The following is an 18,958-nucleotide window of genomic DNA, read 5'->3' as shown; positions in this document are numbered from 1 at the left end:
TTAAGTGAACACTGATCAAAATGAACGCCACCTTTTAGCGCGTCGCAATCAGGCAACAAATACCCCTGACGGTCAGACGTCATTCCGGGCGCTGACCGCTCGTCACCTGTGCCTGGGGTGACACTCTTCCCCGGCACTTTTGATGCGTTTCCCAAAAGTGCTACCGATTTGCTCACACCCCGCGGGGTAGGGCATCTGCCAGCCTGATAACCCTTACGCGTCGACTGAGCTCTATAGACACATATAGACACATCGCGACGTCGTTTTCAGGAGTTATTGAATGCGCATTCAATTTTAGGCATGGCAATTGCTCTGTCATAACAAAGCCCCGTCTCACGGCACGAGAACGATGGCCATAACAAGAGCCTCCGCCTGAGGCCATCACCCGCTTTGTGTGAGGAGATACCGCGATGACGTCGTTCAACTCCGGGGCCCAACCCCAGAACCGTGCGCCTCAATCCATCGGCTTTTTGCTGCTGGACAATTTCACGCTGATTTCTCTGGCCTCTGCAGTAGAACCCCTGCGCATGGCCAACCAATTGTCCGGTCGCGAGCTGTATCGCTGGAGCACGCTCACCGTTGACGGCGGCCAGGTCTGGGCCAGTGACGGTCTGCAAATCACCCCCGACGCCTCCATGCACAAAGCCCCGCCCCTGGACACCGTTATTGTCTGCGGCGGCATCGGCATTCAACGCACTGTTACCCGTGAACACGTGTCGTGGCTGCAAAGCCAGGCCCGTCAGTCGCGTCGTCTCGGCGCCGTCTGCACCGGCAGCTGGGCCTTGGCCTGCGCAGGTTTGCTGGACGGTTTCGATTGCAGCGTGCACTGGGAATGTCTGGCCTCGATGCAGGAAGCCTTCCCACGTGTGGCCATGAGCACTCGTCTGTTCACCCTCGACCGTAACCGGTTCACCAGCTCCGGCGGCACCGCGCCACTGGACATGATGCTGCACCTGATCAGCCGCGATCATGGCCGTGAACTGTCGGCGGCGATCTCGGAAATGTTTGTCTACGAGCGCATCCGTAACGAACAGGATCACCAGCGCGTACCGCTCAAGCACATGCTGGGCACCAATCAGCCGAAGTTGCAGGAAATCGTCGCGCTGATGGAAGCCAACCTTGAAGAGCCGATCGACCTCGATGAACTGGCGGTGTATGTCGCCGTATCACGTCGTCAGCTGGAGCGGCTGTTCCAGAAGTACCTGCACTGCTCGCCGTCGCGCTACTACCTCAAGCTGCGGCTGATCCGCGCCCGGCAATTGCTCAAGCAAACGCCGATGTCGATCATCGAAGTGGCCTCGGTCTGCGGCTTCGTGTCGACCCCGCACTTCTCCAAGTGCTACCGCGAATACTTCGGCATTCCACCGCGTGACGAACGCGTCGGTTCCAACACCACCCAACAGGTGGCGATGATGCCGATCCCGCAGGCACTGGTATTGGCACCGTTGTCTGGACCGATGTCGGCGTTGAGTCAGGCGCGTAACGAATCGACGTTCGCTAGCGTAAGGTTGTAAACACAGCTGAGCGAGCTTCTGTGGCGAGGGGGCTTGCCCCCGTTCGGCTGCGCAGCAGTCGTAAAACCAACGACCGCAGTTTGACTGACAAACAACGTTGCTGGTTTTGGGGCCGCTTCGCGGCCCAACGGGGGCAAGCTCCCTCGCCACAGAGAGTGATCAGGCGCTACGGCTCTGCTGGTACAGCGCCAATGCCGGCAGCAGTTGCTTGTCGATCGCCTGGCGCACAGCAGGCAGAATCGTCGCGCTGCTGGTGTACATCTGCTTGACCATGGTCCTCAGGGTCGAAGCCCGCACATCATTCAAACCGCGTACTGCGCACTCACAGGCCTGCTCCGCAGTAGCACCAATCGGAACTTCAAATCCAAGCGCCTTGAGCTGGCCCAACAGGTCTTCCTGGTCAATCAAATCAGCGTGCATCATGACGCAATCCTTCTTCAGGGAACGGTGTCGTGGTTCGATTCTGGTAGCGGTGATGGGGCGGGGCAAGGACGATTTGTCGCAATGGCCGCAATACCTATGAACAGGTCGTTTTCGACTAACTTGCGTGAGTGGGGAGTAGGCACACTGGATTCAGCTGGCTTCACGAAGGTTTGGTCACCCTCGCGCAACAGCTCCTCAACAGTAACTTCTGCCTCGATCCTGTCACGGCTTGATCGGGGTTTTTTTTGTCTGTGAATCAGGTGTGGGTGTGTTGTCTGTGGCGACGCCATCGCGGGCAAGCCTTGCTCCTACGGAGGGTTAGTCAGATACCCTCGTAGGAGCAAAGCCTGCTCGCGATGAACGATGGCACGGTCTAGCGTTGCAACACCAAGATGCGCGAGAGCAATTCATCGCGATCGATGTAACAGCCCTGGAAATGCCGGGCGCCGCTGGCGGGGTCGAAAGCGTTACGGGCGTGCAGGGTTCGGCGGTTATCGAAGCACCACATTTCTCCGGGGTTGAGGCGGGTGATAAGCCTGAAACGCGCTTCGCGGGTCATGGCGATAAACCGTCGATAGGCCCGATACAGCTTGGGCATCTGCTCGACCGAGGCATCGAACGGCCCTCGCAGGAAGTTCGCCATGCGGATTTCCGACACTTGCCCCCGCGTATCGAGGGCGATGATCGGTGCCAGGCAGCGGTAGTCGCTGTGGCGGTCCTTGTTGCGAAACTCCACGGGGATCTCGCATAGCGCCCGGAAGGCCTCGGGGTCTTCCTGACACAAGGCGTCGGCAATGGCAAAACCGTCGACAAAAATGCTCTCGCCACCGTCCGCGTCATTGACCAGGCAATGCAGAAATTGCAGCCCCGGTTGCAACTCGCGCGTCGGCAGGTCGCTGTGCAGCGGCAGGTTGAATGCGGTGTAAGCGTTGCTGTCGGCGTCGGCCTTGGATTGCACGTTGAACAGCACACCGAAATTGCTCTCGCGGATAAACGAAATCCGCTTGGCGATGTGCGTCAGCGAGCCGGGTTCGGTGGGGACGCCGCGTACTTGGGTCAGGCCGATATCGCGCAGTGCCAGAAGCCATTGCAACAGTGCCTTGGGATCGTCCATTACCGCCTGATAGTCGAACACCGGCAGCTTCAGTTGACTGTTCCACAGCTGGCTTTTCGGTTTGCCGGCGCTGCGCTCGGCGCGGGATTCATCATCATAGGCGTGAGCACGTAACCAGCCTGGATCGAAGCGGCTGGTATGGCCGTCCAGCCAGTCGATAGACAGACAGCCCTGCGCATCCACTTGGGCCACGACGGGGCACAGTTCTTCAGCGACATCGACGATTTCCAGCACCTGTTCGCGGGTCACGGCATACACGCAAACCGGGCACGGACAGTTGTCGCGCAGCCATTGATGATGAAAGGGGCTGACCCGGCCATCGGCCCAGTTCACTTGCACGTGATCCGCCAGGGTTTGCACGGCGGTCAATGCACTGATCAAAGGGTAACTGCGGAAGTCGGCAACAGCGGCGGCGGTGTTCATGCGAGCTCCTTGTTTTGATTGTTATTTTTTTTCCGGCGGTAGTGCGATCACGCGGCCAATATAGGCTGGGGTGGGCAGGTCCGATTGCAGTGCGGTCATGGCCCGCAGTTTGTTCAGTACCGACTCGCTGAACGGTGCCGAGCGCGGCCCCGCGAGGTCGACGTGCAGCAGCATTTGTTCGTTACCCGCCAGTTCCTGTGCGTCGCCGACCAGATGCAGGCTGTGATAAAGGTGCAGGCGTTTGCGGTCGTGACCGATGATCTGGGTGTGAACCTCGACTTCGGCGCCGAGCTTCACTTCGTGCAGGTAATTGAGGTGCAGTTCGAGGGTGAACAGCGAGTTGCCGCTGGCTTCGCGGTTGTCGCTGTCCATGCCCAGTTGATCCATCAGCGCATCGGTGGCGTAGCTGAAAATCAGCAGGTAAAACGCATCGCGCAGATGGCCGTTGTAGTCGACCCAGTCGGGGGCGATGGTGGTTGTGTAGGTGGTGAGGGTTGGCATAGTTGGACGTCCGGCAGATGGATTGGTGCGTGTCTCTGGATCCACCCCTCACCCTAACCCTCTCCCCAGAGGGGCGAGGGGACTGATCGAGGTGTTCTCTCGAGTTACTGCGACCTGAAAGTTTGAGTCGGGCTCAGGTTTGGAAAACGATACAAATCTGCTCCCTTTCCCCCTCTCCCCTTTGGGGCGGTCCGACGTTTCGGGAGGGCTGGGGTGAGGGGTGGATATCAAGGTTGATAAACCATCTGAAATCACCACCAGACGAGGCTTACTCGCTGAAAGTCATGCCATGCTTTTCCTTGGTGGTCTTCACCGCCTCCAGCACCGCCAGCAAGCAGTCATCACGATAGCGTTCCAGCGCTGAAATGCTGTGTTTGCCCAGTTGATCGCTGGTGCCGTCGACCACGTCGTCAATCAGCTTGTCGGTCAATTCCGGTGCGGGCAGGTAAGTCCATGGCAGTTGCAGGGCCGGACCGAATTGCGCCATGAAGTGCCGCATACCGGCATCGCCACCGGCCAGGGTGTAGGTCAGGAACGTGCCCATGAACGACCAGCGTAGCCCGGCGCCAAAACGGATTGCATCGTCGATTTCGCCGGTGGTCGCCACGCCGTCGTTGACCAGGTGCAGTGCCTCGCGCCACAGCGCTTCGAGCAGACGGTCAGCGATGAAGCCCGGTACTTCCTTGCGCACATGCAGCGGGCGCATGCCCAGTGATTCGTACACTTTCATCGCGGCCTGCACCGCTTCCGGTGCCGTGTTCTTGCCGCCGACGACTTCCACCAGTGGCAACAGATAAACCGGGTTGAACGGATGGCCGACCACGCAACGTTCCGGGTGGGTCGAGCCCTCGTAGAACTCGCTCGGCAACAGCCCTGAAGTACTGGAACCGATCAGTGCATTGGGCTTGGCCGCCGCGCTGATTTTGCTGTGCAGTTCGAGCTTCAGTTCAAGGCGTTCCGGGGCACTTTCCTGGATGAAGTCGGCATCCCGCACGCACTCTTCGATAGTGGCGACAAAGCGTAGGCGATCTTGCGAAGCACCGGGTGCCAGGCCCTGTTTTTCCAGCGCACCCCAGGCATTGGCGACACGTTTGCGCAGCACGGCTTCGGCGCCGGGCGCCGGGTCCCAGGCCACCACATCAAGGCCATGGGCGAGGGCGCGGGACACCCAGCCGCTGCCGATGACACCGCTGCCCAGCGCGGCGAATGTTTTGATTTCGGTGATAAAGCTCATGGCAAATTCCTAAAGAGTTCTTCGACCCAATGTGGGAGCGGGCTTTTGTGGCGAGGGGGCTTGCCCCCGTTGGGTCGCGAAGCGGCCCCAAAACCTGCAACCGCGGTGTGTCATGCACACCGCATGCAAAGTTTTACGACTGCTTCGCAGCCGAACGGGGCAAGCCCCCTCGCCACAAAAGCTCGCTCCCACAGGTGAGGTGTAAGTTGGTTTAACCGCGCTTGGTCAGGCCCATCTTCACCCGGCCTTCGGCTGGGGTCAGAACGCGGGCGCCGAGGCGGCTGAGGATTTCGCTGGCGCGTTCGACCAGTTGGCCGTTGGTCGCCAGTACGCCGCGATCCAGCCAGATGTTGTCTTCCAGCCCGACCCGCACGTTGCCGCCCAGCAGCACCGCTTGAGCTGCCATCGGCATTTGCATGCGACCGATACCGAACCCGGCCCAGACCGCATTGGCCGGCAGGTTGTCGACCATGGCTTTCATGGTGGTGGTATCAGCCGGAGCGCCCCATGGGATGCCCAGGCACAGCTGGAACAGCGGGTCGTCGAGCAGGCCTTCCTTGATCAGCTGTTTGGCAAACCACAGGTGGCCGGTGTCGAAGATTTCCAGCTCGGCTTTTACGCCCAGCTCTTGAATGCGTTTGGCGCCAGCGCGCAGCTGGGCCGGGGTGGAGACGTAAATGGTGTCGCCGTCGCCGAAATTCAGGGTGCCGCAATCGAGCGTGCAGATTTCCGGCAGCAGCTCTTCAACGTGGGCCAGACGGGTCAACGGACCGACCAGGTCGGTGTTCGGGCCAAACTCCATCGGGTTCTCGCCAGCGCCGATTTCCAGGTCGCCACCCATGCCAGCCGTCAGGTTGACGATGATGTCGACGTCCGCTTCGCGAATGCGCTCCATCACTTCACGGTACAGCGCCACATCGCGGCTGAACTTGCCGGTTTCAGGGTTGCGCACGTGGCAGTGGACCACGGTGGCGCCGGCTTTGGCGGCTTCCACAGCAGCGGCTGCGATCTGTTTCGGGGTGACCGGCACGTGTGGGCTTTTGGCGGTCGTGTCGCCAGCACCGGTGAGTGCGCAGGTGATGATGACGTCGTGGTTCATGGTGCGGTTTCCTTCAGACATGATTTTTGGGCGTAGCGGGCCCGCTCGCAGCCGAAACCGGCTGCGAAGAGGGGATTCATTCGGGTTTATTGACTGCTCAGTTGCAGATTCTCGGCAGCCGGTTTGCCGTCGAACGTGGTCACGCCTTCAAGCCAGCGTTGCTTGTCTTGCGGGTGATCCTTGAGCCATTGCTTGGCCGATTCGAAAGCGTCCTTGTGATCGAGCAGCGGCTGCATCATCCGGCTCTCGTCTTCGGCGGTGAAGGTCAGGTTGCTCAGCAAACGGCTGACGTTCGGGCACTGGCTGGCGTAGTTCGGGGCGGTCACGGTCCAGACGGTGGCCGAGCCTTCGTTAGGGCCCAGGGCGTCCTGGCTACCGGTGAGGTAGGTCATTTTCACGTTGACGTTCATCGGGTGCGGCGCCCAGCCGAAGAACACCACGGCTTCGTTGCGTCGTACGGCGCGATCCACCGCTGCGAGCATGCCGGCCTCACTGGATTCGACCAGCTGGAATTTGCCCAGGCCGAACTGGTTCTTGGCGATCATTTCCTTGATCTGGGTGTTGGCGCCCGAACCTGGCTCGATGCCGTAGATCTTGCCGCCCAGTTCTTTTTCGAACTTGGCGATGTCGGCGAAGGTTTTCAGGCCCTTGTCAGCCAGGTAAGTCGGCACGGCCAGCGTGGCGCGGGCGTCCTTGAGGCTGGGTTCGCTCAGGACGGTCACCTGCTTGCCGGCGACAAACGGGGTGATGGTCTGGGTCATCAACGGGTTCCAGTAGCCGAGGAACATGTCCAGGCGCTGGTCGCGGATGCCGGCGAAAATGATTTGCTGGGAAGCACTGGTTTGTTTGGTCTTGTAGCCGAGGCCATCGAGCAGAACCTGGGTCATGGCGCTGGTGGCGATCACGTCGGTCCAGTTCACCACACCCATGCGCACGTTCTGGCAGGCGGCAGGGTCGGCAGCCATCGCGCCGGAACTCAAGAAAGCGGTACCACTGAGTGCGAGAACGCAGCTGCTGATCAGTCGTTTCATGGTGGGATCCTCGACAGGTCGTTATTGTGGGGTCCGGCGTCTCTGTGCGCCGGTGATGTCACGTTACGCAGCTGGACCTGGCGGAAAACGCACAGCGGCGACCAGCTCTTGCACTGCAGCGACCTGTGCTCTTGTCTGTCGCTTGCAAGTGGCGTATCAACGTCCAGACGCTGCCCGCCATCCGAGTGCGCTCCATGTCCCAGGATTTCTACTTTCTGTTGATGCCGGGTTTCTCGGCGATCGGTTTCATCTCGGCGATCGAACCGCTTCGGGTGGCCAACCGCTTTCGCGGCGAGTTGTACCGCTGGCATGTGCTGAGCGCCGACGGCGGTCCGGTATTGGCCAGCAACGGCATGTCGCTCAACGCCGATGCGGCGCTGGAACCACTGAAAAAGGGTGCGACCTTGCTGGTGGTCGCGGGGTTCGAGCCGTTGAAGTTCGTCAACCCGACACTGGAACACTGGCTGCGTCGTCTCGATCACGACGGCGTGACCCTCGGCGGCATCGACACCGGCAGTTTTGTCCTCGCCGAAGCGGGGCTGCTCGACGGGCACCGCGTGACCCTGCACTGGGAAGCCATCGACGCGTTCAAGGAGTCTTATCCACAGCTCAGCGTGACCCAGGAGCTGTTCGAGATCGACCGACGCCGCATCACCTCGGCCGGTGGCACAGCCTCTATCGACCTGATGCTTGACCTGATCGCCCAGGCTCACGGCCCCGAGTTGGCGATCCAGGTCAGCGAGCAATTCGTGCTCGGGCGCATCCGTCCGCGTAAAGACCACCAACGCATGCAGATCGCCACGCGTTACGGCATCAGCAACAAAAAATTGGTGCACGTAATTGGCGAGATGGAACAGCACAGCGAACCGCCGCTCAGCACCCTGGAGCTGGCGGATTCGATCAAGGTGACGCGACGTCAGCTTGAACGGCTGTTCCGCTTGCACCTCAACGACACGCCGAGCAACTTCTACCTGGGATTAAGACTGGAAAAAGCCCGGCAACTGCTGCGCCAGACCGACATGAGCGTGCTGGAAGTGAGCATCGCCTGCGGGTTTGAATCGCCGTCGTATTTCACCCGCAGTTATCGGACCCGGTTTGCGCGTTGCCCGCGCGAGGATCGACGGCGAGTGAATACAGTCGAATGATTCATTGTGGCGAGGGAGCTTGCTCCCGTTCGGCCGGTCCGGATTCGGGCGCAGCAGTCGTTCTTGGGACCGCTTCGCAGCCCAGCGGGAGCAAGCTCCCTCGCCACAGGTTTTTGTGTACCTTATTTCTTCATCAACCCCGAACACGCCGCTTTGTACGCCTCATGCTGATACTTGTTCAGCGTCGCCGGCAATTCAAAGTCGAACTTCTTGTTCTGCGCATTGATGGTCTGCGGTGACAGCAGCGTCACTTCGCAGTTGTCCAGCAACTGGAAAACCCCTTCGATCTTGAACGTGGTCGGACCGCCGGCGAACTCGCCTTTTTTACTGCGCTTCTTGATTGCGATGCGCTCGATCCCGTTGTCACGAACAAAGGCGCCGACCTGCGCGGCGAAGGCTTTGACGTTGGCGGCTTCATCATCGTCGTCGAGGGCGATTTTCTTGGTGTTCAGGGCGACGTGAGTCAGCACCTGATTGTCGAGGGAGGCGACGGCGAAGATCGCCTCGCTGCCTTTGATTTCGATGCCGCAGAATTTCATGAACACGCCTTGAGATGATGGTGCTGTTGCAGGGCAGTAGAGCCGCGTTTATTGCTGGCCGATCGATTCCAGAAACTCCGACCGTTCGTCGCTCTTGCTCGCCAGGCAATCGTTCAGGTCCATGGTGTAGGTCTTGCTGCCTACCGCTGCAGGGAACGCTGCAATCGCGCAATCGGCATCCCGCGATTTCATCCAGAGCTGCTCGGCGGTCTGGAGTTTGCCGGTGATGTCTGCCAATTGCGCCTTGTTGTTCGCGTATTGGGTTTTCATCCGATCCAGCAATCCCTGGAAATTGTCCTTGAGCAGTTGTTCGGCGGTGTTTTTGCTATAGGTCGAGCATTCCAGGGTCTGGACGTCGTTTTCGACCGCATCGCACGGGTTTTTGTCGGCTTCTTCTGCCGCCTGTACGCCGGTCGCTATCAGTGCCAAAGCCAGGAAGATCGATTTCATTGCGTTGCCGCCCCTTGTTCCAGTGATGCATCCAGTGATGCGGCGAATTCTGGCCCAACTATTCGGGAAAGAACAGGAGGGCAAAGGGCCTGCGGTGAGACCCTTTGTCGCGTATTGACGCTTTCGGCAATTCCCCTGTCGTTTTTGCACCCGGCTGCCCCGTCCCTCAAGCATATGCTGACCCAAAGCGCCGGCAGACGATTCGGCGCATGAATCGCTAATAGGGGACTGCCTGATGAGCCCAGCCGAATTGCACGCCGACAGCATCGTTATCGACGGGCTGATTATTGCCAAGTGGAATCGCGAGCTGTTTGAAGATATGCGCAAAGGCGGCTTGACCGCGGCCAACTGCACCGTGTCGGTGTGGGAGGGGTTCCAGGCAACCGTCAACAACATCGCCGCCAGCCAGAAGCTGATCCGTGAGAACAGTGACCTGGTGATTCCGGTGCGCACCACCGCCGACATCCGCAAAGCCAAGGAGCAGGGCAAGACCGGCATCCTGTTCGGCTTCCAGAATGCTCACGCCTTCGAAGACCAGATCGGCTATGTCGAGGTCTTCAAGCAGCTGGGCGTCGGTATTGTGCAGATGTGCTACAACACCCAGAACCTGGTCGGTACCGGTTGCTACGAGCGCGATGGCGGCCTGTCGGGTTTCGGTCGTGAGATCGTTGCCGAGATGAACCGCGTCGGTGTCATGTGCGACCTGTCCCACGTCGGCTCGAAGACTTCCGAAGAAGTCATCCTCGAATCCAAGAAGCCGGTGTGCTACTCCCATTGCCTGCCGTCGGGTCTGAAAGTGCACCCGCGCAACAAGTCCGATGAAGAATTGAGGTTCATCGCCGATCACGGCGGTTTCGTCGGCGTGACCATGTTCGCGCCGTTCCTGGCCAAGGGTATCGATTCGACCATCGACGATTACGCCGAAGCCATCGAATACACCATGAACATCGTCGGCGAAGACGCCATCGGCATCGGCACCGACTTCACCCAGGGCCATGGCCAGGACTTCTTCGAATACCTGACCCATGACAAGGGCTACGCCCGCCGTCTGACCAGCTTCGGCAAGATCATCAACCCGCTGGGCATTCGCACCGTGGGCGAGTTCCCGAACCTGACCGAGACGCTGCTCAAGCGCGGCCATTCCGAGCGCGTAGTGCGCAAGATCATGGGCGAAAACTGGGTCAATGTCCTCAAGGACGTCTGGGGCGAATAAGCCGCCGCACCTCTGAATCCTTTCCCGCTGCCATCCGAGCAGCGGGCAACACAACGAATTTTCTGGAGTTAAGTTTCCATGGCCAAGATCGCCCCGCAACTGCCAATCGAAGTCGACAGCGAAACCGGTGTCTGGACCTCTGACGCCCTGCCGATGCTGTATGTGCCGCGTCACTTCTTCGTCAACAACCACATGGGCATCGAGGAAGTGCTGGGCGCTGACGCCTATGCCGAAATCCTCTACAAGGCCGGCTACAAGTCCGCCTGGCACTGGTGTGAAAAGGAAGCTGAATGCCACGGCCTGGAAGGCGTTGCGGTGTTCGAGCACTACATGAAGCGCCTGTCGCAACGTGGCTGGGGCCTGTTCAAGATCCAGGACATCGACCTCGACAAAGGCACTGCCAGCGTCAAGCTCGAGCACTCGGCATTCGTTTACGTCTACGGCAAGGTCGGACGCAAGGTCGACTACATGTTCACTGGCTGGTTTGCCGGTGCCATGGACCAGATCCTGCAAGCGCGCGGCAGCAAGATTCGCACCGTCGCCGAACAGGTTTACGGTGGCTCCGAAGAAGGCCACGACGACGGCTTGTTCACCGTCAAACCTCAACAATAAGCAAGTCGTTGAAAAAACGTAGCGAGTGAAGGCCAGGCAAGGCGAAGTCAGGCGAGAAAGCGGAGTTGACTTTAGTCAATGAGCATTTCGAGGCTGACTTCAACGCAGCATGGCCGAACACAGTAGTTTTTTAACGACTTGAGGAGACTGCCATGGCTTTCGAGGCTATGTTCCAGCCGATTCAAATCGGCAAACTGACCATCCGCAACCGCGTGCTCAGCACCGCGCACGCCGAGGTTTACGCCACCGACGGCGGCATGACCACCGATCGGTACGTGAAGTACTACGAAGAGAAAGCCAAGGGCGGGATCGGCCTGGCGATTTGCGGCGGTTCTTCCAGCGTGGCCATCGACAGCCCGCAAGGCTGGTGGAAATCGGTCAACCTGGCCGACGACCGGATTATTCCGCACTTCCAGAACCTGGCCGATGCCATGCACAAGCATGGCGCCAAGATCATGATTCAGATTACCCACATGGGCCGTCGCTCACGTTGGGATGGCGAGCATTGGCCGACCCTGCTGTCGCCGTCGGGCATCCGTGAACCGGTGCACCGCGCGACCTGCAAAACCATCGAGCCGGAAGAAATCTGGCGGGTGATCGGCAACTACGCCAGCGCCGCTGCGCGCGCCAAGGCCGGTGGCCTGGATGGCGTTGAACTGTCGGCGGTGCACCAGCACATGATCGACCAGTTCTGGAGCCCGCGCGTCAACAAACGTACCGACGAATGGGGCGGCAGCTTCGAAAACCGCATGCGTTTCGGCCTGGAAGTGATCAAGGCTGTGCGCAAGGAAGTCGGTCCGGACTTCTGCGTCGGCATCCGTATCTGCGGTGACGAATTCCACCCTGATGGCCTGAGCCATGAGGACATGAAGCAGATCGCCAAGTATTACGACGACACCGGCATGATCGACTTCATCGGCGTCGTGGGCTCGGGGTGCGATACCCACAACACCCTGGCCAACGTTATCCCCAACATGAGTTATCCACCGGAGCCGTTCCTGCACTTGGCGGCCGGTATCAAGGAAGTGGTCAAGGCCCCGGTGCTGCATGCGCAGAACATTAAGGACCCGAACCAGGCGACACGTATTCTGGAAGGCGGTTACGTCGACATGGTCGGCATGACTCGCGCGCACATTGCCGACCCGCACCTGATCGCCAAGATCAAGATGGGCCAGATCGACCAGATCAAACAATGCGTGGGTGCCAACTACTGCATCGACCGTCAGTACCAGGGTCTGGACGTGCTGTGCATCCAGAACGCCGCAACCTCCCGTGAATACATGGGCGTACCGCACATCATCGAGAAATCGACCGGTGTGAAACGTAAAGTCGTGGTGGTCGGTGCCGGCCCTGCGGGGATGGAAGCGGCACGTGTAGCCGCCGAACGTGGCCACGACGTGACCCTGTTCGAGAAGAAAGAATTCATCGGCGGACAGATCACTACCGCCTCGAAAGCCCCGCAACGGGACCAGATCGCCGGTATCACCCGTTGGTTCCAGCTGGAACTGGCGCGTTTGAAAGTCGACCTGCGCCTGGGCGTGGCAGCTGATGCGGCGACCATTCTCGACCTGCGTCCGGACATCGTGGTGCTCGCCGTTGGCGGTCATCCGTTCCTGGAGCAGAACGAACACTGGGGCGCGGCTGAAGGCCTGGTGGTCAGCAGTTGGGACGTGCTCGACGGCAAGGTGCTGCCTGGCAAAAACGTGCTGGTCTACGACACCATTTGCGAGTTCACCGGGATGTCGGTTGCCGACTACCTCGCGGACAAGGGCAGCCAGGTCGAGATCGTCACCGACGACATCAAGCCGGGTGTGGCCATCGGCGGTACGTCGTTCCCGACGTACTACCGCAGCATGTACCCGAAAGAAGTGATCATGACCGGCGACATGATGCTCGATAAGGTCTACCGCGAAGGCGACAAGCTGGTGGCGGTGCTGGAGAACGAATACACCGGCGCCAAAGAGGAGCGGGTGGTCGACCAGGTCGTGGTCGAGAACGGCGTGCGGCCGGACGAAGAAATCTACTACGCGCTGAAGGAAGGCTCGCGCAACAAAGGCCAGATGGACATCGAAGCCCTGTTCGCGATCAAGCCTCAGCCATCGTTGAGCCAACCGGGTGACGGCTACTTGCTGTTCCGCATCGGTGACTGCGTGGCCCAGCGCAACACGCACGCGGCGATCTACGACGCGTTGCGGCTGTGCAAGGATTTTTAAGTACCGAATTGATCGTTCCCACGCTCCGCGTGGGAATGCCTCAATGGACGCTCCGCGTCCGCTTTTGATGTGACGCGGAGCGTCACGGGCTGCATTCCCACGCAGAGCGTGGGAACGATCATAGACCCCGAGGTCTTTGGGAGCTCCACCATGCTAAACACCCTTCTTCCCATCCTGCTGTTTGCTGCCCTGGGCCTGGCTGTCCTGGGCGCGCTGCGGCGGGTGGCTATGTGGCGCCGGGGCCGTGCGTCCAAGGTCGATCTGATCGGCGGCCTGCTGGCCATGCCCAAACGCTACATGGTCGACCTGCACCACGTGGTGGCGCGGGACAAATACATCGCCAACACCCACGTCGCCACGGCGGGTGGCGCGGTGGCGTCCATCGTGCTGGCGATCCTGGTTCACGGTTTTGGCCTGCATAACCGCTTCCTCGGTTATGCACTGTTGTTGATGACGGCAGTGATGTTCGTCGGTGCGATCTTTGTTTACCTGCGTCGGCGCAACCCGCCGGCGCGTTTATCCAAAGGTCCGTGGATGCGCCTGCCGAAAAGCTTGCTGGCATTCTCGGCGTCGTTCTTCCTGGTGACCTTGCCGGTGGCGGGCATCCTTCCGGAAAACTTCGGCGGTTGGCTGTTGGCGGTGATCCTCGGTGTTGGCGTGCTGTGGGGCGTGTCTGAATTGTTCTTTGGCATGACCTGGGGCGGGCCGATGAAGCACGCCTTTGCCGGTGCCTTGCACCTGGCCTGGCACCGTCGCGCCGAACGTTTTGGTGGTGGTCGTTCTACAGGTCTTAAACCGCTTGACCTGAACGATCCGCAAGCCCCCTTGGGCGTGGAAAAGCCCAAGGATTTTACCTGGAACCAACTGCTCGGCTTCGACGCCTGCGTGCAGTGCGGTAAATGCGAAGCGGCGTGCCCGGCGTTTGCCGCTGGCCAGCCGCTGAACCCGAAAAAACTGATTCAGGACATGGTCGTCGGCCTGGCTGGCGGCACCGATGCCAAGTTCGCTGGCAGTCCTTATCCAGGTAAAGCTATCGGTGAACACGCGGGTAATCCGCATCAACCGATCGTCAACGGTCTGGTGGACGCTGAAACCCTGTGGTCTTGCACCACTTGCCGTGCCTGCGTTGAAGAATGCCCGATGATGATCGAGCACGTTGACGCCATCGTCGACATGCGCCGCCATCTGACCCTGGAAAAAGGCGCGACCCCGAACAAGGGCGCCGAAGTCCTGGAAAACCTGATTGCCACCGATAACCCTGGCGGTTTCGCTCCAGGCGGGCGGATGAACTGGGCGGCGGACCTGAACCTGACACTGCTCAGCGAGAAGAAATCCACCGACGTGCTGTTCTGGGTTGGCGACGGTGCGTTCGACATGCGCAACCAGCGCACCTTGCGTGCCTTCGTCAAAGTGCTGAAAGCCGCAAAAGTCGACTTTGCCGTGCTCGGTCTTGAAGAACGTGACAGTGGCGACGTGGCTCGCCGTCTGGGCGACGAAGCGACCTTCCAGCTGTTGGCCAAACGCAACATCCAGACTTTGGCCAAATACAGCTTCAACCGCATCGTCACCTGCGATCCGCACAGCTTCCACGTGCTGAAAAACGAATACGGTGCCTTCGATGGCAACTACCTGGTGCAGCACCACAGCACCTACATGGCGGAAATCATCGACGCTGGCGCGCTCAATCTGGGCCAGCACAAAGGCAACAGCGTGACCTATCACGACCCGTGCTACCTCGGCCGCTACAACGGCGAATACGAGGCGCCGCGCCAGGTGCTGCGAGCGCTGGGAATCGAGGTCAAGGAAATGCAACGTTCCGGCTTCCGCTCGCGCTGCTGCGGCGGTGGCGGCGGTGCGCCGATCACCGACATTCCGGGCAAGCAACGGATCCCCGACATGCGCATGGACGACATTCGCGAAACCGGCGCCGAACTGGTGGCCGTGGGTTGCCCACAGTGCACCGCGATGCTCGAAGGCGTCGTCGAACCACGGCCGCTGATCAAGGACATTGCCGAATTGGTGGCCGACGCGCTGCTTGAAGACGCGGCGCCCAGCAAGTCACCGGCACCGACTAAACGTCAACCCGCGGAGGCCCACTGATGAGCGACATTATCCGCCGCGATCCGCGCGCTGAATGGATCGCCCGCAACCGTCTGCATCCGCTGCATGCCGCCATGCAACCGGTGGAACACAGCTGGATGGGCCCCAACGGGATCATTCGCAAGAATCCTCACGGCATTGGTTTCATCGGCCCCAATGGCATCAAGCGGATTGACCGCAGCGGTGCACAGCAGGGCGGGGCGACCAAGCGTACGGCCGCCGTTGAAGTGCAATTGCCGCTGCATCAGGTGGCGACACCTGCGTACTACATCAGTGTGGTGCCGGACATGGTTGGCGGCCGTTTGAGCAGCCACGACCGCGACCTGCTGGGCCTGGCCCATCAACTGGCCGGCAAGGACGGTGCAGTGCTGGCGGTGGTCTTTGGCGAGCACAAGGAAAACGCTTTCGCCACCGCGGGTGTCGACCGCCTGTTGGTGCTGGATGGCGAAGAATTCGAGGGTTATGCACCGGAACAGCGGGTGCAGGGTCTGCGGGCTGTGGATAACCAGTTCAGCCCTCGTCACTGGTTACTGCCGGACAGCCGCACCGGTGGTGGTGAACTGGGGCGGCGCTTTGCCGCGGCACTCGGCGAGCGCCCGGCCACGCGGGTCTGGCAGGTCAAGGATCAGGAGTGCATCGGCCGCGCCGGTGCCGGTCTGCAAGACTTGGCACGCCCTGTAGCACGGTTGATTCTGGCGGCGGTGGAATGTGCCGAGCCGGTCAGCGAAACCCGTCATGAAGCGTTGCCGGTGGAGTTATCCACAACGGTTGCGCGCAGCCTGTCGCGGATCGAGGACCTGGGCGCGGTAGCGGTCGACCCGGCAGCGATTCCCATGGCCGAAGCCGAGTTCATCTTCTCGGGCGGCAACGGGGTCAAGGACTGGGGACTTTTCCACAGGACGGCGGCGGCATTGGGCGCGACCGAAGGCGCATCGCGGGTCGCGGTGGACGATGGTTTCATGGCCCGCGACCGTCAGGTCGGCGCCAGCGGCACCTGGGTCACGGCGCGGGTCTACGTGGCGGTGGGGATTTCCGGGGCGATCCAGCACCTGCAAGGCATCGGTGCCTGCGACAAGGTGGTGGCGATCAACCTCGATCCTGGCTGCGACATGATCAAACGCGCCGACCTGTCGGTGATAGGTGAAAGCGCAGAAATTCTTCAGGCCTTGATCGCGGCGGTAGAGGCTTACCGCAACGACGCCAAGCGCGATGCGGCTTAAGAGAAGGAAAGGGTTATGAGTACTCATGTAATCAGCCTGGTGTCGATCGGCGCCCACCCGACTTCGGGCCGGCCACGCCGCGCCGAGCAGGATGCGCGGGCGGTTGAACTCGGTCTGCAACTGGCTGGGGATAACCTGCAAGTGCTGCACGCCGGTGATGTCGAGGAACCTGCGCTGCGGGCTTATCTGGGCATGGGCCTTGAACAGCTGCTCGTGCTCGAACAGCCCCAAGGCGCCGATGCGCTGCCAGCGTTGAGCGCTTATATACGCGATGCCGGGGCGCAGGTGGTGCTGACCGGCAGTCAGGCGGAAACCGGTGAAGGCTCGGGCATGTTGCCGTTCCTGCTGGCGGAAAGCCTGGGCTGGCCGCTGGTGGTCGGGCTGGCGCAGGTCGAGTCCATCGACGGCAATTCGGCCCTGGTGCTGCAAGCCTTGCCGCGTGGCCAGCGTCGACGTTTGAAAGTGCGCCTGCCGTTTCTCGCCACGGTGGATAACGCCGCGCCCAAGCCTCGGCAAAGTGCCTTCGGCCCGGCTCGACGCGGTGTGTTGCACGCCGATGACGTTGAAATTATCAACGATGAATTGCTCGCGGTTGCAACGTTGCAACCGGCCAAGCCACGGCCAAAACGCTTGAAAGTGATCAAGGCCAAGAGCGGCGCCGACCGGATGAAAGCCGCAACGGCCAAGGCCAGCGGCGGCGGTGGGCAAGTGCTCAAGGGCTTGAGTGCCGAGGCCGGGGCTGAGGCGATTCTCAAGTTGCTGATAGAAGAAGGCGTGGTTCGCTGATCTTCACACCGTGATCGTCCCCATGCTCTGCGTGGGGATGCCGCCCGGGGCGCTCCGCGTTCCTGTTACCTGCCTGAAATACAAAGCGTGAAGCACGCTCGCTAACATCCTGTTGGAGAAAATAATGACCGTTGAGTTTCGTGCAGCCCTGCGCGCGGATGCGCGGGAGATTGCTCGCTTGTTTCAGATTTCATCAGAAGGTGCCGCGGATTACATCTGGAGCCAACTGGCGGAGCCCGGCCAGGACCTGCTGGATGTCGGTGCCAGTCGCTACGCCCGCGAAGACGTCGATTTTTCCTATCAAAACTGCCTGATCGCGCAGGCAGAGGGCAAGGTCATTGGCATGCTGCACAGCTACGTGATGCGTCACGATCCGCTGGCAGCTCCCGTCACCGATCCGGTCCTGGCGCCATATGCCAAGCTGGAAATCCCCGACACCCTCTATATATCGAGCCTGGCGCTGCACGAGGGCTGGCGCAATCAGGGCCTGGGCCAACAATTCCTCGCCTACGCTTACGACCGCGCGAATCAGTTGGGGCTCAACGGCTTGAGCCTGATCGACTATGCGTCGAACACTGGTGCCCGTCGGTTTTACGAGCGACATGGCTTCCGTGTCGTCGATACCTGCCAGATCACACCCCATCCGATGATTCGGGTCACGGGTGAAGCCTATTTGATGTATCGGCCATAGGTGACGCAGAGCGTCACGGGATGCATTCCCACGCAGAGCGTGGGAACGAGCCATTCGAGGGGCGTTCACGCTGCGGTTACCCACAATCCCTGTTAGCGCTTCTGTGGATAACATGTTCACCCCTCGCTACACTCCACGCCTCTCAAGCCCTGCAAGCCCTTGTACGAAAAACAACCAGCCTAACCCCGCGTTTTTTCGAGCTTTTTTCAGTGGATAAGGGCATCGGTCGTTCACGACTTGCCCCCAATCTCTGTTGGCGCTTCTGTGGATAAGATGTTTGCTGTCCGCTGTAAGCCATACAGGTCGTGGCTTTCAAGCTTCTGGTTAATAAATGACCAAATGCTGGGTTTTACCCTCCGCTGACTGTTCAAACCCACGAAATATGCAGCCTGGACGTGGTTTTCCACAGCGCACTGAATAGTTTGCACAGTTGCCCCCAAAGTCTGTTGGCGCTTCTGTGGATAAGGTGTTTACGATCCTCTGTGAGCCATGAATAACGTGGCTTACAGGCTTCTGATCAAAAAACAGTCAATAGCCGCCAAAAAACCGCCAATTGAATAAGTCACGGATTTTCTTCAGTTTCTGTGGAGAAAACTTTCAGTCTTTCCGCAGTTGTCCCCATTTGCTGTGGGTGGAGGTGTGGATAACTT

17 protein-coding genes are annotated in these 18,958 nt (G+C 60.1%); 9 read left to right on the top strand and 8 right to left on the bottom strand.

The genetic code is table 11. The features are described 5' to 3' along the window. Positions 1–410: 410 nt before the first annotated feature. Entirely contained in the window at positions 411–1,514 is a 1,104-nt protein-coding gene (locus tag KRR23_RS20165; RefSeq protein ID WP_054594388.1) for a GlxA family transcriptional regulator, read from the top strand. Between the two features lie 159 nt (positions 1,515–1,673). Here KRR23_RS20165 and KRR23_RS20160 read toward each other — a convergent pair whose 3' ends face one another. The 6 genes from KRR23_RS20160 to choX form a co-directional block, all read right to left on the bottom strand. Further along, positions 1,674–1,937, bottom strand: a complete 264-nt coding sequence (locus KRR23_RS20160; protein ID WP_216743934.1) for a hypothetical protein — start codon at positions 1,935–1,937, stop codon at positions 1,674–1,676. A gap of 373 nt (positions 1,938–2,310) precedes the next feature. Next, on the bottom strand, positions 2,311–3,474 hold the full coding sequence (locus tag KRR23_RS20155; protein WP_216743933.1) for a gamma-butyrobetaine dioxygenase: 1,164 nt from the start codon (positions 3,472–3,474) through the stop codon (positions 2,311–2,313). A 21-nt stretch (positions 3,475–3,495) separates the two neighbouring features. Then, positions 3,496–3,975 carry a thioesterase family protein gene (locus KRR23_RS20150; RefSeq protein WP_216743932.1) on the bottom strand — a complete coding sequence of 160 codons (480 nt, stop codon included), beginning with the start codon at positions 3,973–3,975 and terminating at the stop codon, positions 3,496–3,498. A gap of 268 nt (positions 3,976–4,243) precedes the next feature. Beyond that, positions 4,244–5,209 carry an L-carnitine dehydrogenase gene (locus KRR23_RS20145; protein ID WP_216743931.1) on the bottom strand — a complete coding sequence of 322 codons (966 nt, stop codon included), beginning with the start codon at positions 5,207–5,209 and terminating at the stop codon, positions 4,244–4,246. A gap of 211 nt (positions 5,210–5,420) precedes the next feature. Continuing rightward, the gene (locus KRR23_RS20140) at positions 5,421–6,308 is read right to left on the bottom strand and encodes a 3-keto-5-aminohexanoate cleavage protein (RefSeq protein WP_123581265.1); all 888 of its coding nucleotides are present in this window, start codon (positions 6,306–6,308) and stop codon (positions 5,421–5,423) included. Positions 6,309–6,394: 86 nt separating this feature from the next. Further along, complete coding sequence (gene choX / locus KRR23_RS20135; protein WP_054594384.1) at positions 6,395–7,339, bottom strand: choline ABC transporter substrate-binding protein; 945 nt, start codon at positions 7,337–7,339, stop codon at positions 6,395–6,397. A 194-nt stretch (positions 7,340–7,533) separates the two neighbouring features. Here choX and KRR23_RS20130 point away from each other — a divergent pair, with 194 nt between their 5' ends. Then, positions 7,534–8,484: a GlxA family transcriptional regulator gene (locus KRR23_RS20130; protein WP_216743930.1), complete on the top strand. Its 951-nt coding sequence runs from the start codon at positions 7,534–7,536 to the stop codon at positions 8,482–8,484. A gap of 122 nt (positions 8,485–8,606) precedes the next feature. On the opposite strand, the gene KRR23_RS20125 is transcribed toward KRR23_RS20130, so the two are convergent. Both KRR23_RS20125 and KRR23_RS20120 read right to left on the bottom strand, forming a co-directional pair. Continuing rightward, positions 8,607–9,023, bottom strand: coding sequence for a DUF3010 family protein (locus KRR23_RS20125; RefSeq protein ID WP_216743929.1), 417 nt, complete (start codon positions 9,021–9,023; stop codon positions 8,607–8,609). Between the two features lie 48 nt (positions 9,024–9,071). Further along, positions 9,072–9,473, bottom strand: coding sequence for a lysozyme inhibitor LprI family protein (locus KRR23_RS20120; protein WP_019694004.1), 402 nt, complete (start codon positions 9,471–9,473; stop codon positions 9,072–9,074). Positions 9,474–9,708: 235 nt separating this feature from the next. On the opposite strand from KRR23_RS20120, the gene KRR23_RS20115 reads away from it, so the two are divergent. The 7 genes from KRR23_RS20115 to KRR23_RS20085 all read left to right on the top strand — a co-directional run bounded on the left by KRR23_RS20115 (position 9,709) and on the right by KRR23_RS20085 (position 18,308). Continuing rightward, on the top strand, positions 9,709–10,686 hold the full coding sequence (locus tag KRR23_RS20115; protein WP_216743928.1) for a dipeptidase: 978 nt from the start codon (positions 9,709–9,711) through the stop codon (positions 10,684–10,686). A 78-nt stretch (positions 10,687–10,764) separates the two neighbouring features. Beyond that, entirely contained in the window at positions 10,765–11,298 is a 534-nt protein-coding gene (locus KRR23_RS20110) for a DUF5943 domain-containing protein (protein WP_216743927.1), read from the top strand. 152 nt (positions 11,299–11,450) lie between these two features. Further along, positions 11,451–13,511, top strand: a complete 2,061-nt coding sequence (dgcA, locus tag KRR23_RS20105; protein WP_216743926.1) for a dimethylglycine demethylation protein DgcA — start codon at positions 11,451–11,453, stop codon at positions 13,509–13,511. A 150-nt stretch (positions 13,512–13,661) separates the two neighbouring features. Continuing rightward, the gene (dgcB, locus tag KRR23_RS20100) at positions 13,662–15,611 is read left to right on the top strand and encodes a dimethylglycine demethylation protein DgcB (RefSeq protein ID WP_216743925.1); all 1,950 of its coding nucleotides are present in this window, start codon (positions 13,662–13,664) and stop codon (positions 15,609–15,611) included. Then, the gene (locus tag KRR23_RS20095) at positions 15,611–16,831 is read left to right on the top strand and encodes an electron transfer flavoprotein subunit alpha/FixB family protein (RefSeq protein ID WP_216743924.1); all 1,221 of its coding nucleotides are present in this window, start codon (positions 15,611–15,613) and stop codon (positions 16,829–16,831) included. The genes dgcB and KRR23_RS20095 overlap by 1 nt, the downstream gene beginning before the upstream one ends. Before the next feature lie 15 nt (positions 16,832–16,846). Beyond that, a complete protein-coding gene (locus tag KRR23_RS20090; RefSeq protein ID WP_216743923.1) occupies positions 16,847–17,617 on the top strand; it encodes an electron transfer flavoprotein subunit beta in 771 nt (256 codons plus the stop codon). A gap of 124 nt (positions 17,618–17,741) precedes the next feature. Then, positions 17,742–18,308 (top strand): GNAT family N-acetyltransferase, encoded by a 567-nt coding sequence (locus tag KRR23_RS20085; protein WP_216743922.1) that lies wholly within the window; start codon positions 17,742–17,744, stop codon positions 18,306–18,308. Positions 18,309–18,958 lie beyond the last annotated feature (650 nt).

Origin of the sequence: Pseudomonas sp. CVAP#3 (assembly GCF_018986375.1) — a bacterium.
GTDB classification, from domain to species: Bacteria; Pseudomonadota; Gammaproteobacteria; order Pseudomonadales; family Pseudomonadaceae; genus Aquipseudomonas; species Aquipseudomonas helvetica.
Note: the sequence above shows the minus strand (reverse complement) of the source record. Positions and strands in the feature narration are given on the sequence as shown.